The sequence below is a fragment of the Bradyrhizobium sp. BR2003 genome (genome assembly GCF_009720285.1).
GTDB classification, from domain to species: Bacteria; Pseudomonadota; Alphaproteobacteria; order Rhizobiales; family Xanthobacteraceae; genus Bradyrhizobium; species Bradyrhizobium elkanii.
In genome coordinates this window covers 29,929-47,099 of the sequence record NZ_SMYJ01000025.1, presented here as the reverse complement: position 1 = coordinate 47,099, position 17,171 = coordinate 29,929, and the positions used below count along the sequence as shown (strand labels likewise).

15 protein-coding genes are annotated in these 17,171 nt (G+C 65.3%); 11 read left to right on the top strand and 4 right to left on the bottom strand.

Annotation, left to right across the window (positions count from 1 at the left end; translation table 11 throughout):
* Together E2I15_RS17795 and E2I15_RS17790 are read right to left on the bottom strand one after the other, a co-directional pair.
* Window positions 1-1,011: an MraY family glycosyltransferase gene (locus E2I15_RS17795; RefSeq protein ID WP_137480193.1), complete on the bottom strand. Its 1,011-nt coding sequence runs from the start codon at window positions 1,009-1,011 to the stop codon at window positions 1-3.
* Between the two features lie 10 nt (window positions 1,012-1,021).
* A complete protein-coding gene (locus E2I15_RS17790; protein ID WP_137480191.1) occupies window positions 1,022-2,008 on the bottom strand; it encodes a lysylphosphatidylglycerol synthase transmembrane domain-containing protein in 987 nt (328 codons plus the stop codon).
* A gap of 352 nt (window positions 2,009-2,360) precedes the next feature.
* On the opposite strand from E2I15_RS17790, the gene E2I15_RS17785 reads away from it, so the two are divergent.
* The 6 genes from E2I15_RS17785 (at window position 2,361) to E2I15_RS17760 (ending at window position 10,844) form a co-directional block, all read left to right on the top strand.
* Window positions 2,361-3,773 (top strand): mannose-1-phosphate guanylyltransferase/mannose-6-phosphate isomerase, encoded by a 1,413-nt coding sequence (locus E2I15_RS17785; RefSeq protein ID WP_137480189.1) that lies wholly within the window; start codon window positions 2,361-2,363, stop codon window positions 3,771-3,773.
* A gap of 249 nt (window positions 3,774-4,022) precedes the next feature.
* The gene (locus E2I15_RS17780) at window positions 4,023-5,039 is read left to right on the top strand and encodes a Gfo/Idh/MocA family protein (RefSeq protein WP_137480187.1); all 1,017 of its coding nucleotides are present in this window, start codon (window positions 4,023-4,025) and stop codon (window positions 5,037-5,039) included.
* A 33-nt stretch (window positions 5,040-5,072) separates the two neighbouring features.
* Window positions 5,073-6,224 carry a DegT/DnrJ/EryC1/StrS family aminotransferase gene (locus tag E2I15_RS17775; RefSeq protein WP_137480185.1) on the top strand — a complete coding sequence of 384 codons (1,152 nt, stop codon included), beginning with the start codon at window positions 5,073-5,075 and terminating at the stop codon, window positions 6,222-6,224.
* A gap of 102 nt (window positions 6,225-6,326) precedes the next feature.
* Entirely contained in the window at window positions 6,327-7,856 is a 1,530-nt protein-coding gene (gene murJ / locus E2I15_RS17770; RefSeq protein WP_137480183.1) for a murein biosynthesis integral membrane protein MurJ, read from the top strand.
* A gap of 128 nt (window positions 7,857-7,984) precedes the next feature.
* Window positions 7,985-10,294, top strand: coding sequence for a xanthine dehydrogenase family protein molybdopterin-binding subunit (locus E2I15_RS17765; RefSeq protein WP_137480181.1), 2,310 nt, complete (start codon window positions 7,985-7,987; stop codon window positions 10,292-10,294).
* A 103-nt stretch (window positions 10,295-10,397) separates the two neighbouring features.
* Window positions 10,398-10,844 carry a c-type cytochrome gene (locus tag E2I15_RS17760; protein WP_137480179.1) on the top strand — a complete coding sequence of 149 codons (447 nt, stop codon included), beginning with the start codon at window positions 10,398-10,400 and terminating at the stop codon, window positions 10,842-10,844.
* A gap of 134 nt (window positions 10,845-10,978) precedes the next feature.
* Here the strand turns inward: E2I15_RS17760 and E2I15_RS17755 are convergent, their stop codons facing one another.
* Complete coding sequence (locus E2I15_RS17755) at window positions 10,979-11,401, bottom strand: CHRD domain-containing protein (protein ID WP_137480177.1); 423 nt, start codon at window positions 11,399-11,401, stop codon at window positions 10,979-10,981.
* Window positions 11,402-11,566: 165 nt separating this feature from the next.
* On the opposite strand from E2I15_RS17755, the gene E2I15_RS17750 reads away from it, so the two are divergent.
* On the top strand, window positions 11,567-12,496 hold the full coding sequence (locus E2I15_RS17750; RefSeq protein WP_137480175.1) for a c-type cytochrome: 930 nt from the start codon (window positions 11,567-11,569) through the stop codon (window positions 12,494-12,496).
* 122 nt (window positions 12,497-12,618) lie between these two features.
* On the opposite strand, the gene E2I15_RS17745 is transcribed toward E2I15_RS17750, so the two are convergent.
* A complete protein-coding gene (locus E2I15_RS17745; RefSeq protein ID WP_137480173.1) occupies window positions 12,619-12,864 on the bottom strand; it encodes an Lrp/AsnC ligand binding domain-containing protein in 246 nt (81 codons plus the stop codon).
* Between the two features lie 194 nt (window positions 12,865-13,058).
* On the opposite strand from E2I15_RS17745, the gene thiD reads away from it, so the two are divergent.
* The 4 genes from thiD to E2I15_RS17725 all read left to right on the top strand — a co-directional run bounded on the left by thiD (window position 13,059) and on the right by E2I15_RS17725 (window position 17,144).
* A complete protein-coding gene (thiD, locus tag E2I15_RS17740; protein ID WP_137480171.1) occupies window positions 13,059-13,856 on the top strand; it encodes a bifunctional hydroxymethylpyrimidine kinase/phosphomethylpyrimidine kinase in 798 nt (265 codons plus the stop codon).
* Between the two features lie 280 nt (window positions 13,857-14,136).
* Window positions 14,137-14,949, top strand: a complete 813-nt coding sequence (locus E2I15_RS17735; RefSeq protein ID WP_026193024.1) for a UDP-2,3-diacylglucosamine diphosphatase — start codon at window positions 14,137-14,139, stop codon at window positions 14,947-14,949.
* The gene (locus E2I15_RS17730; protein WP_137480169.1) at window positions 14,946-16,037 is read left to right on the top strand and encodes a glycosyltransferase family 4 protein; all 1,092 of its coding nucleotides are present in this window, start codon (window positions 14,946-14,948) and stop codon (window positions 16,035-16,037) included. The genes E2I15_RS17735 and E2I15_RS17730 overlap by 4 nt, the downstream gene beginning before the upstream one ends.
* Window positions 16,038-16,154: 117 nt before the next feature.
* Window positions 16,155-17,144: a threonine/serine dehydratase family protein gene (locus E2I15_RS17725; protein WP_016841247.1), complete on the top strand. Its 990-nt coding sequence runs from the start codon at window positions 16,155-16,157 to the stop codon at window positions 17,142-17,144.
* Window positions 17,145-17,171 lie beyond the last annotated feature (27 nt).

Below are 17,171 nucleotides of genomic sequence, written 5' to 3'. Positions count from 1 at the left end.
TCAGAGCGGTCGCGAGAACCGCCGCAGCTGCCAGGCGACGGCGAGCGCGCCGGCCAGCAGCAGCGCGATGTCCGCGGTGAGCGAATTGAGGGCGACCGAGGCGAATGCGAGCAGCGCCAGCACCGCGTTGAGCGCAAACACCTCGCCGACGACGCGCCACACCGTGAACCCGTTGTCGGTCGCGCGCTGGTAGAAGTGCGAGCGATGCGCGGCCCAGAAAGGCTCGCGCCGCGCCATGCGGCGAAACAGCGTGACCGTCGCGTCCGTCAGATAGTACAGCGGCAACAGCAGCGCGGCGGCGAATTGCCGATGCAGGGCGAGCTCGAGCAGGCACCAGCCGAGCAGCAAGCCGATCGGCAGGCTGCCGACATCGCCGAGGAATATCCTTGCGACCGGTCGGTTGAAGGGCGCGAAGCCGAGCAGCGCGCCGCACAGCGCTGCCGCGACCAGCGCGGGAGCTGCGGGGACATGGCCGAAGCTACCGAGCAGGGCGATCGCCACGGTGATCGGCACGGCCTCGGCCGCGGTCATCAGGTCGAGCCCGTCCATGAAGTTGACGAGGTTCACGAACCAGAGGCCGGCGATCAGCAGCAGGCCGCGTTCGAGCCAGAGCGGGCCGGCTGGAACCAGCCTGAGACCATCAGGCGCGGAAAACACCACGGCCGCAACGGCGGCGGCCTGCATCAGCAGCCGCGGGACGACGGGCAGCGAGCGGATGTCGTCGGCAAAGCCCACCACCGCGATGAACAGGCAGGCCGCGAAGACGATGAAGGGAATCGTCAGGTCCTGCGATCCGGCCAGGACGATGACGATCCCGCCCGCCAGCAGCGTCGCCGCCGTGACCGCGATGCCGGCACCCTGCGGCGTTGGAATACGGTGCGACGAGCGCGCATTCGGCTTCGCCAGTGCCACACGCAGCAGCAGCGGCCGCGTCGCCTGGATCAGGACAGCCGAGATCGACGCAGCCAGAACCGCTGCGATCAATGACAAGAGGATTTCGAAAGCGCTCATTCTGGTCCGGCTATTGCGATCCCGGGACTCGCGATTGCGATCCCGGGACTTCGATCGGCTCTGTGCCCTTGGCGGCCTTTTCCGGGCTCAGGATCCACACCAGGCCGCCAAACACGCCAACCACGAACGATACTGCGCCGAACAACAGCGAGATGTTGACGCCCTCATTCGCGATCAATCCGGCGTAGCCGAAGGCCAGCGCCATCGTGGCCTCGCGCACGCCCCAGCCTGCGATCGAGATCGGCATCATCGTGATCAGCATCACCGGCGGCAACAACTGGAAGATCTGGCCGAAGGTGACGGGGGCGGTGATCGACTTCACCACGCACCAGGCGATCACGACGGTCACCACGTGAATGGCGATCGAGAGGGTTGCGACCCTCAATCCGTGCTTGCGGCTGAACAACACCCGGTTCGCGATGACCGCGCAGGCGTGGATGTGATGCGTCGCCCACCATTGCTTCAGCCAGGCCCATGGCAACACGCCGATCAGCAGGAAGCCAAATCCGGCCGCGAGTGCGGCGAGGTCGAGAAGCAGCAACGCCATCCAGCCGTTGGAATCGGAAATCAGCCGATAGCTCCAGGGCAGGGTGGCGGCGATGACGACGGCGAGGGCGATCAGTCCGATCGCGCGGTCGACGAAAATCGAATAGGTGGCTGCGCGCCAGCCCGCACCGGCACGCGCGACGAGCCAGAGCCGGACCGCGTCGCCGCCGATCGAGGACGGCAGTGTCTGGTTGAAGAAGGTGCCGATCACATTGAAGCGCATGGCCTGAGCGGTCTCCAGCGGAGCGCCGCACTCCACGCTGATCTCCCGCCAGCGCAACACCCCGAGAAAGATCTGCAGGAACGTGACCGCAATCGCGAGCCCGAGCCAGCCCAGGCTCTCGACCTGGATACGGGAGGCAAGGTCGTACAGATTGACCTTGCGCAGCGAGAAATAGAGCAGCGCGGCCGAGATCAGGATCTTGACGGTCGAAAGCAGGATTCGGCGCATTTCCGTTCGCGCTGCCAGGTTTCAGAATGTGTCAAAAACAGCGCAAAACGCTTTCGCGCGCCCAAATTCGCCGCCTTGGTATGGTTTCCGCGCCGATCTGGCAATACCCGTACTGGTCCCTATTGCGGCAGGCGCGAAGGGGTGGCTAAAGAGGCCGAAACGGGGGACGGCCGGCCACTCACCGGGGATTTAGGTTACCGGTAAAATCCGACCAGACGCGCGGGGGCGCGTGCTACTGCTTGGATAGTGCTTCCTAGGTAACAGGGCCGCCGGCTGCGATGGCCCGGGCTGATTTGGTGTGTCGTCGGCAGGCGGATACGACAGGATTTGCACGACAGGACTTGAGGCATCGATGGATCGACGAATTATTCCCCTGATCATGTGCGGCGGCGCGGGCACGCGGCTGTGGCCGGCGTCACGCGAGGTGCATCCGAAGCAGTTCCTGTCGCTGTTCGGGGCCCGCTCGACCTTCCAGGAGACGCTGCTGCGAGTTTCTGATCCGACTTTGTTCGAGCGTCCCATCGTGATCACCAACGAGGCCTATCGCTTCATGGTGCTGGAGCAACTGGCCGAGATCGGCCGCGAGGCCGACGTGCTGCTGGAGCCGATGCGCCGCGACTCGGGGCCGGCGATCGCGGCCGGTGCGGCGTTCGCGCAGAGCCGCGACAGCGAGGCGATCGTGCTGGCGCTGGCCGCCGACCATCTGGTGCGGGACACCCCGGCCTTCGTCGCCGCGTGCCGCGGTGGGTTGGTGGCTGCGGACACCGGCCGCATCGTGACATTCGGCGTCAAGCCGGAGCGGCCGGCCACCGAATACGGCTACATCAATCCGGGTGAGGTGGTCGCCGGAGAGGTGCGCGCGGTGGCGAAATTCGTCGAGAAGCCGGATGCCGCGACCGCGGCGGGCTATATCGATGCAGGTTATCTCTGGAACAGCGGCAACTTCATGTTCCGCGCAAGCGTGCTGCTCGACGAGTACCGCAATGTCGATGCGGACAGCGTGGCCTCGGTGGAGCAGTCGGTTACGTCGGCGGCGCGCGATCTCGGCTTCGTCAAGCTCGATGCGCCGGCCTTCGGCGCGGCGAAGGCGATCTCGATCGACTACGCCGTCATGGAGAAGACATCGCATGCCGCGGTGGTGCCGGTGGCGTGCGGCTGGTCCGACATCGGCTCGTGGCGTCAGGTCTGGGAGCTCGCCGACAAGGACAGCCTCGGCAACGCGGCGCGGGGCAAGGCGGTGTTCGAGGACTCCCGCAATTGCAACGTCTCGACCGACCGGGCGCTGGTTGCGCTCGAAGGCGTCGACGATCTCGTCGTGGTCGCGACCCAGGACGCCGTGCTGGTGTCACGCCAGAAGGACGCCAATGGGCTGAAGCGCCTGGTCGCGAAACTGAAAGTGGCGGCGCCGGAGGTGACCGAGAACCACATCAAGGTGCATCGCCCCTGGGGCTCCTATCAGTCGGTCGACAATGGCGATCGCCACCAGGTCAAGCGCATCGTCGTCAAGCCGGGCGGACGGCTGTCCCTCCAGAAGCACCATCACCGCTCCGAGCACTGGATCGTGGTGCGCGGCACCGCGCAGGTCACCGTCAACGAGCTGATCAAGACGGTGCACGAGAACGAATCGATCTACATCCCGATCGGCGCGGTGCACCGGCTGGAGAACCCGGGCAAGATCCAGCTCGAGCTGATCGAGGTGCAGACCGGCAGCTATCTCGGCGAGGACGACATCATCCGCATCGAGGATGATTATCGGCGCACCTGAGGCCAACGGGCCCGCGCTCAAGATCGAGTTGCGGGCGATGTAACTCTTTGAATCAAAACGTGTCCGGATTTCGCCGTTGGCATTCGCCACATTTGTGACGCCGTGCTATAGCGGCTGCCAACGAAGCGGTCGTGATTTGCGCCAAAGGCGCGGATCGGGCAGAGGGGCCTTGGTACTGATTCCCTCGGAGCCGGGACGGCTCCCTGAGAAGCCGGGACAACCGCCAGAACGTTACTTGGGGTCTACGATATGAATGCAAAAGTGTCCGCAGCCGGCGCGAAGGCCGATATCGGCCGCGCATTGCGCGTCGGCGTGATCGGCGCCGGCGTGATGGGCAGCAACCATGCCCGCGTGCTGGCCGGACTGCCCGGGGTGCTGTTGATCGGCATCGTCGATCCGCTGCCGGAACATCGCACCCGCGCCATCGACCTGGTCGGCTGCCGCGCCTTCGAAAGCCTCGATCAGCTGTTCGCCGAGGGCATCGATGCGGTGACGATCGCTGCCCCCACCCATCTGCATCACGAGATCGCGCTCGCCTGCATCGCGCGCAACATTCACATCCTGGTCGAGAAGCCGGTCGCATCCACGGTCGAAGAGGGCCGCGAGATCGTCGCGGCCGCCGAGCGGGCCGGCGTCACGCTGATGGTCGGCCATGTCGAGCGCTTCAATCCGGCGGTCGCCGCGATCAAGAAGGCGATCTCCGGCGAGGACATCCTGTCGATCGGCATCACCCGGGTCGGCCCGTTCCCGCCGCGAATGTCCAATGTCGGCGTCGTGATCGATCTTGCCGTGCACGACATCGACCTGATCCGCTGGTTCACCGAGTCCGACATCGTCGAGGTGCAGCCGCAGCTCTCGAGCGCCGTCGCCGAGCGCGAGGACATCGCGCTGCTGCAGTTCCGTACCGCGTCCGGCGTGCTCGCCCACATCAACACCAACTGGCTGACGCCGTTCAAGGCACGCAACGTGACGGTCGCAACCCGCGGCAAGTATGTGATGGGCGATCTGCTCACGCGTCAGGTCACCGAATGTTTCGGCTTCAAGCCGGACGGCAGCTATTCGATGCGTCATCTGCCGGTCGGTCACGACGAGCCGCTGCGCGCCGAACTGATCGCCTTCCTCGATGCCGTGCGCGGCGGCAAGCTGCCGGCCGTGTCCGGCGACGAGGGCGTGGCGAGCCTCGAGATCGCGATCCGCTGCCTGGAATCGCCCGCCAGGCCCGCCGCCTCGACAATGCGCAAGGGGCCGCGCCGCATCGCCGGCTGATTTTCATTCATTCAACACGTGCAAAGAGCTTCCATGAACCAGCATATGCAGCTTGAGCCCATTCCCTTCATCGATATCGCCGCGCAGCGCCGGCGGCTCGGCAAGTCGATCGATGATGCGGTCGCGCGCGTGCTCGACCATTGCCAGTTCATCAACGGTCCCGAAGTGACCGCGCTGGAGAAGGCGCTGGCGGATTATAGCGGCGCAAAGCATGTGGTCAGCTGTGCGAGCGGCACCGACGCGCTCTTGATGGTCCTGATGGCGAAGAATGTCGGGCCGGGCGACGCGGTGTTGTGCCCGACCTTCACCTTCTGTGCGACCGGCGAGGTCGTGACGCTGACCGGCGCGACGCCGGTTTTCGTCGACGTCGACGAGGAGACCTTCAACATCGACGTCAACTCGCTGAAGCGCGGCATCGCGACGGCGCGCGCGCGCGGCCTGAAGCCGGTCGCCGTGATCCCGGTGGACCTGTTCGGCCAGAGCGCCGATCACGATGCGATCGGCGCGGTCGCCGAGGCCGAGGGCCTGTTCGTGCTCGATGACGCCGCGCAGGGCTTCGGCGCAACCTACAAGAACCGCAAGCTCGGCACCTTCGGGCTCGCGACCGGGACCAGCTTCTTCCCGGCCAAGCCGCTCGGCTGTTTCGGCGACGGCGGCGCGATCTTCACCGACGACGAGGAACTCGCACGCACGCTGCGCAGCATCCGCGTGCACGGCCAGGGCTCGGACAAGTACGACAACGTGCGGCTCGGCCTCACGGCGCGGCTCGACACCATGCAGGCGGCGATCCTGCTTGAGAAGCTGAAGATTTTCGACGACGAGATCGCGGCGCGCAACAAGGTGGCGGAGCGCTATTCGCGCGCGCTCGGCAACCTCGTCGCGGTGCCGCGCCTTGCGCCGGGCTGTACCTCGGTGTGGGCGCAGTACACCATCCGCCTGTCCGACGGCATCGATCGCGACACCTTCGCGGCGGCCCTGAAGGCGCACGGCGTCCCGACCATGATCTACTATCCCAAATCGGTGCACCAGCAGACGGCCTACAGCCACTATCCGGTTGCCGACGGCGGCCTGCCGGTCAGCGAGCGCCTGTCGAAGGACGTCATCGCCCTGCCGATGCACCCCTATCTCGACGAGACGACGCAGGACCGCGTCATCCAGGCTGTGCGCAGCGCGCTACAGGCATGATCCCGAAAAGTGGCTTCCGGTTTTAGGGCAGGATCATGCCTAAATCGTTAAAGGCCTGATAGGAAACTTTTTCGTACCGTAATCATGCGCTAGAAGCAGCGCATGCTTGGGCGCATCTTCACCGTCGGCGGCTATACCCTGCTATCGCGGGTCACCGGGTTCGCACGCGACATCATGCTCGCGGCGATCCTCGGTGCGGGGCCGGTTGCCGACGCCTTCTTCGTGGCGCTGCGGCTGCCCAACCATTTCCGCGCGATCTTCGCCGAAGGCGCCTTCAACGCCGCTTTCGTGCCGGCCTACGCCCATGTCCATGGCGAGCGCGGCGAGGCGTCCGCACGGCTGTTCGCCGACCGCATCTTCACGCTCCTGTTCGCCTCGCAGGTGATCCTGCTGGCGGTGGCGATGGCGTTCATGCCGCAGGCGATGAGCGTCCTCGCGCCGGGCTTCACCGAGGACGCGGCGCAGCGCAAGCTCGCGATCGAGCTGACGCGGATCACCTTTCCCTATCTGCTGCTGATCACGCTGGTGACGCTCTATGGCGGCATGCTCAACGTGATGCATCGCTTCGCCAGCGCGGCCGCGGCGCCGATCTTCCTCAACCTCGCCATGATGATGACGCTGGCGCTCGCGGCTTTCTTCCCCAGCGCGGGCCACGCCGCGGCATGGGGCGTGCTGATCTCGGGCTTCCTGCAATTCTTCCTGCTCGCCGGCGACCTCGCGCGCCACAGCGGCCTGCCGCGGTTCGCGCCCTTGCGGCTCGACGAGGACGTCCGCGGCTTCTTCCGCGCGCTGGGTCCGGCGACGCTGGGCTCGATGGGCACGCAGGTGGCGCTGTTCGCCGACACCATCATCGCGACCTTCCTCCCCGCAGGCGCGCTGTCGGCGCTGTATTATGCCGATCGCCTCAATCAATTGCCGATCGGCGTGATCGGGATCGCGATCGGCACCGTGCTGCTGCCGGAGATGTCGCGGCGGCTGAGCGCCGACGACCACGCCGGCGCGATGGCTGCACAGCGCCGCGCCTTCGATTTCACGCTGCTGTTCTCGGTACCGTTCGTGGCGGCGTTCCTGACCGTGGCCGATCCGATCATGCGCGCGATGTTCGCCCGCGGCGCCTTCTCCAAGGCCGATGCGGCAACCGCCGGCGCCACGCTCGCGGCCTATGCGGTGGGGCTGATTCCGTTCGTGATGATCCGCAGCGCGGTTGCGACCTTCTACGCCCGCAAGGACACTGCAACGCCGGTAAAAGCGGCGCTGACCGGGGTCGCGGTCAACGTCGCGCTGAAGATCGCGCTGGTCGGCACGCTGGCGCAGGTCGGGCTCGCGCTCGCGACCGCGGTCGGCGCCTGGATCAATCTGCTGCTGGTGCTGATGTTTGCCGTGCGCCGCGGCTACCTCGCGCTCGATCGCGCGATGATCCGCTCGTTCGGCACCTTCGCGCTGTGCGGGGTGCTGCTCGCGGTCGCGCTGTGGCTGACCTCGCATTTCGCTTATGTGTGGTTCGCGCCGATGCAGATCTTTCGTGATGAGCTGATCCTGCTGCTGCTGATTGCCGTCGGCGTCTTCGTCTATGCCCTCTCGATCCTCACGCTGTTCGGCCGCGGCTGGCTGTTCGCGCTGCGCCGCGTATAGTTTTACCTGTCAAATCAAGTGCATAGGAGGCGGCTGTGTGATAGCGCCGCGCGCGGCGGAAAGCGGTTTGCGCTTCGCCGACAACCACGCCAATATGCGCAAAACACACCAAGGCAATTGGAGAGACGATGGCAGCTCCCATCAAATTCGGCGTCGGACAAAGTGTGCGGCGCAAGGAGGACGACGCTCTGATTCGCGGCAGGGGCCGCTATACCGACGACGTTGCACCGTCTCCCGCATTGCACGCGCTGATGCTGCGTTCGCCGCATGCGCACGCGACCTATACGATCGATGCCGGCAAGGCCCGCGGCATGCCCGGAGTGGCGCTGATCCTGACCGCCGCCGACGTCGCCGAGCTCGGCGGCCTGCCGTGCCTGTTCAATCTCGAAACCGATCCGTTCACCGCTCCGCCTTATCCGATCCTCGCCAGGGACGAGGTGCGCCATGTCGGCGACGCGGTAGCCTTCGTGGTCGCCGATACCGTCGACCATGCCCGTGACGCGATCGAGGCGATCGACGTCAAATGGACGCCGCTGCCGGCCGCGGTCGGCCTCGTCAATGCGGTGAAGAAGGACGCGCCGCAGGTCTGGCCGGACAAGCCCGGCAATGTGCTGTTCGACGTCTCGATCGGCGACAAGAAGGCCGCCGAAGACGCGTTCGCCAAGGCGCATGCGGTAGCCGAGATCACCATCGTCAATCCGCGCGTCATCACCAATTTCATGGAGACGCGCGCCGCGGTCGCGGAATACGACGCCAAGAAGGATCATCTGACGCTGACGATCGGCAGCCAGGGCAGCCACCGCCTGCGCGAGATCCTCTGCGACATGATCCTGAAGATGCCGAAGGAGAACATGCGGGTGATCTGCCCGGATGTCGGCGGCGGTTTCGGCACCAAGCTGTTTCCCTATCGCGAATATGCGCTGATCGCGGTCGCCGCGCGCAAGCTCAAGAAGAGCATCAAATGGACGGCCGAGCGCTCCGACCATTTCATGGGCGACGCGCAGGGCCGCGACAATCTCACCACCGCGAAGATGGCGCTCGCCGAAGACGGCAAATTCCTCGGCATGGATGTCGACCTGATGGGCGACATGGGCGCCTATCTCTCGACCTTCGCGCCTTATATCCCGCATGGCGGCGCCGGCATGCTGCCGGGCCTCTATGACATCCAGGCCTTCCACTGCCGGGTCCGCACCGTGTTCACCAACACGGTGCCGGTCGATGCCTATCGCGGCGCCGGCCGCCCGGAGGCCGCCTATGTCATCGAACGCCTGGTCGATGCCGCCGCGCGCAAGCTCGGCATGACGCCGGACGCCATCAGGCGGAAGAATTTCATTCCGCCGAAGTCGCTGCCCTACACGACCGCGACCGGCAAGGTCTACGACTCCGGCGACTTCGTCGCGCACATGAAGCGCGCGATGGAGATTGCCAACTGGAAGGAGTTTCCGAAGCGCGCCAAGGCGGCCAGAAAGGACGGCCTGGTGCGGGGCATCGGCATGGCGAGCTATGTCGAGGTCTGCGGCACCATGGGCGAGGAGACCGCCAATGTGGCGCTCGATGCCAATGGCGATATCTCGGTCCTGATCGGCACGCAGTCGAGCGGGCAGGGCCACCAGACCGCCTATGCGCAGATCGTCGCCGAGCAGTTCGGCGTGCCGCCCGAGCGCGTCCATGTGCTGCAGGGCGATACCGACAAGATCGCGACCGGCCTCGGCACCGGCGGCTCGGCATCGATTCCGTCCGGCGGCGTCAGCGTGCAGCGCGCGACGCATGATCTCGGCAACAAGCTGAAGGAGCTCGCGGCGCAGGCGCTGGAAGCCGGCGCCGGCGACCTCGAAATCGCCGACGGCCGCATCCGCATCGCCGGCACCGACCGCTCGATCAGCTTTGCCGATCTCGCCAAACGCCCCGGCGGCGATACGTCGAAGATGAATGCGAGCGCGACCTTCGCTAGCGCCGACGGCACCTATCCGAACGGCACGCACCTCGCCGAGGTCGAGATCGATCCCGCCACCGGCATCATCAAGATCGTCAGCTACGTCATCGTCGACGATTTCGGCGTCACGCTCAATCCGCTGATGCTGGCGGGCCAGGTTCATGGCGGCGCGATGCAGGGCATCGGACAGGCGCTGATGGAGCAGGCGGTGTACAGCCCGACCGACGGTCAGCTCGTCACCGGCACGTTCATGGACTATGCGCTGCCGCGCGCCTCCGACGGGCCGTCCTTCGTGTTCGAGACCCATAACGTGCCCTGCACGACCAATCCAATGGGCGTGAAGGGCGCGGGCGAGGCCGGCGCGATCGGCTCGTGCCCGGCGGTCGTCAACGCGATCGTCGAGGGGCTGCATCGCGAGTACAAGATCGACCACATCGACATGCCGGCGACGCCGGAACGGGTCTGGATCGCGATCCGCGAGGCGCAGCGCCGCCACAATCTCTGATAAATTGTCGCAGGCGGAATGAAGATTCCGCCTGCGGTGTTTTGCAAACCAGGCCGGCCGCAGACCGCGGACCGGGACAGAGCGGAATTGAGGGGTTTTGCCGATGAAGCGGATTGTCGTCGTCGCAGCGATGCTTGCGTTGAGTGCCGGTGCCGTCGTGGCCCAACAGGATCAGGTCAAGAAGACCCAGGCCATGATGAAGGACAATGGCAAGAATGCGGGCGCGCTGGCGGCGATGCTCAAGGGCGAGAAGCCCTACGACCAGGCGACCGTCAATGCCGCGCTGGCCCAGTTCGAGGACACGGCCAAGCAGCTTCCGACACTGTTTCCGGAGAGCATGAAGGGCGTCAAGCTGGACGGTGACTATGCCCCTTCGCCAAAAATCTGGGAAGACAAGACGGGTTTCGCGCAGCAGGCAACGAGCTTCGCCAAGGCCGTCACCGATGCCAAGGGCAAGATCAAGGATGTGGATACCCTGAAGGTCGAATTGGGCCTGATCGGCAAGCAGTGCGGCGGCTGCCACGAGACCTATCGCCTCAAGAAGGGTTGATCGCCATTCGGCCCATCGTCGTTCGATCAATGAAAAGGGCGGACGCTTCGAGGCGTCCGCCCTTTTTTGTGTCGGCCGCTTCTTGTTGAAGCGACGTCGCGACGACGACTTCGTCAGGATGACTTGGTGACGGATTACTTCGTCACTTGGCCGCGGATCTCACCGCCCGGGTTGGCCGCGGTGTGAACGTTGACATAGTACTTGCCGGCGAGGAGATCGGCGGCCTGCGCGTCGGTCAGGGTTGCGCTGCCTTCGACCGGGCTCGATGTCGCGTTCGGGATGGCGACCGCGACACCGGAATTCTTGCCGGCCTCGGCGGGGCCGTGGAAATGCGCGGCGGTGGCCGGACCCGACAGGCCGGAATAGGTCAGCTTCCAGCTCAGCTTCTTGCTGGCGGCATCGTAGTCGATGTCGGCGGTGCCGGTGGCGGCGCTGGTATTCGGCGGCACTTCGCTCTTGCCATCCAGCTTCGCCGTGAACTTCTCGGCAAAGGCCGGACCGGCGAGGGCGATGGCGGCGCCGAGCGTCAGCGTGGCAAGCAAGGTCTTGTTCGACATGGTTCTCTCCCCTTTGACGTTACAGGATGGTTGCAATCTTCAAACAGCGGCTTTTCGGATTTATTCCCAAAATGATCGTGGGTGCGGCAAATTTGATGCGAGCTTGTCCGACGGGTTGCCATCATACTGGTTGCTACGATGACGCGACCAATGACGGATCGGCGAATGCTGCGACGAATTTTCCTCCTGGCGATTCTGGCCGGCGTAATCGGCCTTGGCGTGTTCTGGTGGCTGACGATCCCCGCGACCGTCGCCGCCGGCGCCCTGCCAGCCTATCAGCCTGACCTGGCCAACGGCCTCACAACGTTCAATGCGGGGGGATGTTCCTCCTGCCATGCCGTGCCGAAGCAGGACGACCGCACGAGGCTCGGCGGCGGGCTCGCGATCACCTCGCCGTTCGGTACCTTCTATGCGCCGAACATCTCGCCCGACCCGAACGACGGCATCGGCCGCTGGAGCGAGGCCGATTTCGTCACTGCGGTCATGAAGGGCACCTCGCCATCGGGCGCGCACTATTTCCCGGCGTTTCCGTACCCGTCCTATCAGCACGCCAAGGTCAGCGATGTGCGCGACCTGTTCGCCTATCTGAAGACCTTGCCGCCGGTCGCCGGCAAGGTGCGCGACCACGAGTTGCCGTTTCCGTTCAACATCAGGCGCAATGTCGGCGTCTGGAAATTGCTGTTCATGAACGGCAAGCCGTTCATCGCGGATGCAAGCCGCTCCGCGCATTGGTATCGCGGCGCCTATCTCGTCAACAGCTTCGGCCATTGCGCCGAGTGCCACAGCCCGCGCAATGTCCTCGGCGGCATCGTCACCGCGCAGCGCTTCGCTGGTGGTCCGAATCCGGAGGGCGAAGGCTGGGTGCCCAACATCACACCAAGGGGGATCTCGGACTGGAGTGTGAAGGATATCGCCTATTTTCTCGAGAGCGGCCAGACGCCGGACGGCGACTCCGCCGGTGGGGCGATGGTGCGCGTGATCCGCAACACCTCGCAACTGTCGTCGTCCGACCGCGACGCGATCGCCGAGTACATCAAGTCGCTGCCGCCGGTCGAGGGACCGCCGAAGCCGGTGAAGAAGGAGAAGGAGTCGTAAAGCGGGATGAGCTTTGGTTGAACCGGCTCGCCGCGGTTTCGGTTCACCTCTCCCAAGGGAGAGGTGAACTTTCGACGCCGTTCAAGCTCGATCCAATCTCATCATGCTCTCGTGGACGCGTCCTACTTCGCGCCGAACGCCTTGAAGGTGATGATGGTGAGGGTGTCCTGGATGCCCGGGATCACCTGAACCTTCTCGTTGATGAAATGGCCGATGTCGGTGTCGTGGTCGACGTAGAACTTGACCAGAAGGTCGTAATTGCCCGCGGTGGAATAGATCTCGGACGCAATCTCGGCCTCCGCCAGCGCGTTGGCGACGGCGTAGGACTGGCCGAGCTTGCATTTGATCTGGACGAAGAAAGGAACCATCAAAGTCGTCTCCGGGGATTTCCGCGACTATAGGCCCAAAACGGGCGACCAAGGCAAGGGGCGAGGCAAGGGGGCAAGGCGAGGCCAACCCGCGCTAAAGTCAGGCGAACTTGCCGTCGATCCGCGGTCGGGCTAGGACAGGCCATGGTCTTGTTCGCGATGGTCGCATTCGTATCAACCGCCGGTTCTGCTAGATGACGCCGGTCGCGCTCACCATTGCCGGCTCGGACTCCTCGGGCGGGGCGGGCATCCAGGCCGACCTCAAGAGCTTTGCCGCGCTCGGGGTGTTCGGGGCGTCTGCGATCACGGCGCTGACCGCGCAGAACACCACGGGGGTCAGCGGCATTCATCCGGTGCCCGCGTCATTCGTCACCGCCCAGATCGATGCGGTGTTCTCCGACCTCGCGGTCGGCGCGGTCAAGATCGGCATGGTGGCACAGGCCGAGACGATTGCGGCGATCGCCGACGGGCTGATGCGCTGGGCGCCGCGTCATGTCGTCCTCGATCCGGTGATGGTCGCAACCTCGGGCGATCGGCTGCTTGCCGCCGAGGCGGTCGATGCGCTGAAGACCCTGCTGTTTCCGCTGGCCTCGCTGATCACGCCGAACCTGCCGGAAGCGGCGGCGCTGCTCAACGAGCCGGTTGCCGAGAGCGAGGCCGACATCGAGCGACAAGGCAAGCGATTGCTGGCGATGGGTTGTCGCGCGGTGCTGGTCAAGGGCGGCCACGGCCACGGCGTTGACAGCATCGACTATCTGATCGACGCCGAGCGTAGCATCGCGCTGGCTGCGCCGCGCATTGCGACCGCCAATACGCATGGCACCGGCTGCTCGCTGTCCTCGGCAATTGCAGCAGGGCTCGCGAAGGGCGAGAGCATGGAGACCTCCGTGCGCAACGCCAAGGCCTGGATCACCGAAGCAATCGCCGCTGCCGATCGTTTTGCCGTCGGCCACGGCCATGGGCCGGTGCATCACTTTCACAAATACTACTGAAAGTATCGTAGCCGTGTAGCCCGGATGGAGCCAACGGGTCGCGCGAACGCGCGCCGGTTGGCTCCATCCGGGCTACGCACCGCGCGCGTCGTTCCATCGCGTTACGCAGCCACACAACGCCTCTTCCCCACAGCCGCGACCGCCGATGTCGCCAGATTGTCGCACGCTGCTGTTATCCGCAGGGCAGGGGCGTACTGCTGATTCTCGTTAACTGTTTGTGGGGCCTTGGGTCGCGGGGATCGTCATCGCCTTGTCACAGGAATCTGTTAGGTGCACAGGCATGGGAAGTGACTCCTTGAGTGAAGAAAGTCCCGAGCGGCACTTTCGCACTTTGTTTATCTCCGATGTCCATCTCGGAGCCCGCGGTTCGCAAGCCGACCGCCTGCTGGACTTCCTCCGCTCTCACGATGCCGACACGATCTACCTCGTTGGTGATATCGTCGACGGCTGGGCGCTGAAGTCGAACTGGTACTGGCCGCAGACCCATAACGATTTCGTGCAGAAGATGCTGCGCAAGGCGCGCAAGGGCGCCAAGGTGATCTACGTCCCGGGCAACCACGACGAGTTCCTGCGCAAATATTACGGCACGCATTTCGGCGGCATCGACGTGGTGGAGAACACCGTCCACACCGGCGCCGACGGCAAGCGCTATCTCGTGATCCACGGCGACATCTTCGACCTCGTGGTGCAGAACGCGCGCTGGCTCGCCCATCTCGGCGACAAGGCCTACGACTTCGCGATCCAGATGAATCGCTTCGTCAACTTCTTCCGCAAGATGTTCGGCGTGCCGTACTGGTCGCTGTCGCAATGGGCCAAGCTGAAGGTCAAGAAGGCGGTGAACTATATCGGCGCCTTCGAGGCGACGCTTGCCGGCGAGGCGCGGCGCCACGGCTGCGACGGTGTGATCTGCGGCCACATCCACTACGCGACGATTCATGACGAGCACGGTATCCGCTACATGAATTGCGGCGACTGGGTGGAGAGTTGCACAGCGCTCGCCGAGCATGAGGACGGCCATTTCGAGATCATCACCTGGACCGACCCGGTGCGCCGGATCGCGCCAGTTCCGCGAGTGACGGCACGCGCTGCATGACGCATATCCTGGTCGCGACCGATGCGTGGCATCCCCAGGTCAACGGGGTTGTCCGCACGCTGACCATGATGGCACAGGCGGCGAAATCGCTCGGCGTCGAGGTGAGCTTCCTGACGCCGGACGAGTTCCGCACCTTCGCGATGCCGAGCTATCGCGATCTCCGGCTGGCGCTGCCGTACCGGGCCAAGGTCGCAAGTCTGATCGAGGCTGCGAGGCCCGACAGCATCCATATCGCGACTGAGGGGCCGATCGGGCTTGCGGTGCGCCGCTACTGCCGCAAGCGCGGCCTGCCGTTCACGACGAGCTTCCACACCCGCTTCCCCGAATACGTCTCGGCGCGGACGCCGGTCCCGGAGGCCTGGGTGTGGCGCGCGCTGCGCTGGTTCCACAGGCCGAGCCGCGCGGTGATGGCGGCGACCCCGGCGCTGGCGGCCGAGTTGCGTCAGCGCGGCTTCCGCAACGTGGTGCTGTGGTCGCGCGGCGTCGATACTGCGCTGTTCCATCCGCGCGACGTCGATCTCTGCCTGCCGCAGCCGGTCTATCTCAGCGTCGGCCGGGTGGCGGTGGAGAAGAATCTGGACGCCTTCCTCGAGCTCGATTTGCCGGGAACCAAGGTCGTGGTCGGCGACGGCCCGGCGCGGGCGGCGCTGGAGCGGAAATATCCGGACGCCGTGTTCCTCGGCGCCCGCCATGGGGAAGAATTGGCTGAGATCTACGCCGCGGCCGATGTGTTCGTTTTCCCGAGCCGGACCGATACGTTCGGTCTGGTGCTGCTTGAAGCGTTGGCGAGCGGCCTGCCGGTTGCCGCTTTTCCGGTCACCGGTCCCCGCGACGTGATCGGCGCGGCGCCGGTCGGCGTGCTCGATGAGGATTTGCGCCATGCCTGCCTGGAGGCGCTCAGCATCCCGCGGCAGGCCTGCGTCGATTTTGCTGCGCTCCACACCTGGCAGGCGTCGGCCCGGGTGTTCATCGACCGTTGCATGAACGTCCGTCCCGCGCCGCCGGATGGCGAAGGGGAAGCGTTCGAATTCGGTGCCGAAGAGCACCATTTCGCCGTCCTGCCGGCACCACAGCCAAACTCACGCTAGTTGGGTCACGCAAGCTTGTTTTTGACGCGTTTTCTTCACGCGAACCGGTCCCCACTTCACTCGAAAACGCTATGAAGCGTCTTGCCCGCCAGCCTGCTGCCGCGATACAAATTGCGAATGACGGACACCGTTCTCAATCCACCCGTCGCTGCCGCGGACATCGATGCCGCCGCAAGGGTGGTCGCGCCGTTCGCGGTGCGCACGCCGCTCCTGACCTTCCCCGTTCTCAACGAACGCGTCGGCAGCCAGGTTTTCCTCAAGCCCGAAATGCTGCAGCGGACCGGATCGTTCAAGTTTCGCGGCGCCTTCAACAAGCTCGCCTCGATCCCGCAGGACAAGCGGAGCGGTGGCGTCGTCGCGTTCTCCTCGGGCAACCACGCCCAGGGCGTCGCCGCGGCGGCCAAGATCCTCAACATGCAGGCGACCATCGTGATGCCTGCGGACTCGCCGATCACCAAGCGCGAGCGCACCAAATCCTATGGCGCCGAAGTCGTGCTCTACGACCGCGATCGCGACGACCGCGAGGCGATCGCCAACGGCATTGCCGGCAAGCGCGGCGCGACCTTGGTGCGCCCCTACGACGATCCCTTCGTGATCGCGGGCCAGGGCACCGCCGGCCGCGAGATCGCCGAGGACATGGCCGCGCTCGGACTGACGCCCGACATCGTGGTCGCGCCGGCGTCGGGCGGCGGATTGATCGCCGGCGTCGCAACCGCGGTGAAGGCGAAATATCCGCAGGCCCAGGTGATCGTCGCCGAGCCCGCGGGCTATGACGACCACGCCCTGTCGCTCAAGGTCGGACATCGCGAGGCGCATCCGGTCGCGGCGCGCACCATCTGCGATGCGCTGATGGCGATGATGCCGGGCGAACTGACCTTCGCCATCAACAGCAAGCTGCTCGCAAATGGCGTCAACGCCACCGATGACGAAGTCGGCGCCGCCGTCGCCTTTGCCTACCGCGAGCTGAAGCTCGTGGTCGAGCCCGGCGGCGCGGTCGGACTCGCCGCGCTGCTCGCGGGACGGATCGACGCCAAGGGCAAGAACGTCGTCATCGTGCTGTCGGGCGGCAATGTCGACGCCGACCTGTTCGCGAAACTCGTTGCCTGACGCCGGGTTAGGCACCGATGCTGCCGC

Coding starts and splice junctions, on each gene's coding strand:
- E2I15_RS17795 (WP_137480193.1), bottom strand. CDS start 1,011: ATGAGCGCTTTCGAAATCCTCTTGTCATTGATCGCAGCGGTTCTGGCT.
- E2I15_RS17790 (WP_137480191.1), bottom strand. CDS start 2,008: ATGCGCCGAATCCTGCTTTCGACCGTCAAGATCCTGATCTCGGCCGCG.
- E2I15_RS17785 (WP_137480189.1), top strand. CDS start 2,361: ATGGATCGACGAATTATTCCCCTGATCATGTGCGGCGGCGCGGGCACG.
- E2I15_RS17780 (WP_137480187.1), top strand. CDS start 4,023: ATGAATGCAAAAGTGTCCGCAGCCGGCGCGAAGGCCGATATCGGCCGC.
- E2I15_RS17775 (WP_137480185.1), top strand. CDS start 5,073: ATGAACCAGCATATGCAGCTTGAGCCCATTCCCTTCATCGATATCGCC.
- murJ (WP_137480183.1), top strand. CDS start 6,327: ATGCTTGGGCGCATCTTCACCGTCGGCGGCTATACCCTGCTATCGCGG.
- E2I15_RS17765 (WP_137480181.1), top strand. CDS start 7,985: ATGGCAGCTCCCATCAAATTCGGCGTCGGACAAAGTGTGCGGCGCAAG.
- E2I15_RS17760 (WP_137480179.1), top strand. CDS start 10,398: ATGAAGCGGATTGTCGTCGTCGCAGCGATGCTTGCGTTGAGTGCCGGT.
- E2I15_RS17755 (WP_137480177.1), bottom strand. CDS start 11,401: ATGTCGAACAAGACCTTGCTTGCCACGCTGACGCTCGGCGCCGCCATC.
- E2I15_RS17750 (WP_137480175.1), top strand. CDS start 11,567: ATGCTGCGACGAATTTTCCTCCTGGCGATTCTGGCCGGCGTAATCGGC.
- E2I15_RS17745 (WP_137480173.1), bottom strand. CDS start 12,864: ATGGTTCCTTTCTTCGTCCAGATCAAATGCAAGCTCGGCCAGTCCTAC.
- thiD (WP_137480171.1), top strand. CDS start 13,059: ATGACGCCGGTCGCGCTCACCATTGCCGGCTCGGACTCCTCGGGCGGG.
- E2I15_RS17735 (WP_026193024.1), top strand. CDS start 14,137: ATGGGAAGTGACTCCTTGAGTGAAGAAAGTCCCGAGCGGCACTTTCGC.
- E2I15_RS17730 (WP_137480169.1), top strand. CDS start 14,946: ATGACGCATATCCTGGTCGCGACCGATGCGTGGCATCCCCAGGTCAAC.
- E2I15_RS17725 (WP_016841247.1), top strand. CDS start 16,155: ATGACGGACACCGTTCTCAATCCACCCGTCGCTGCCGCGGACATCGAT.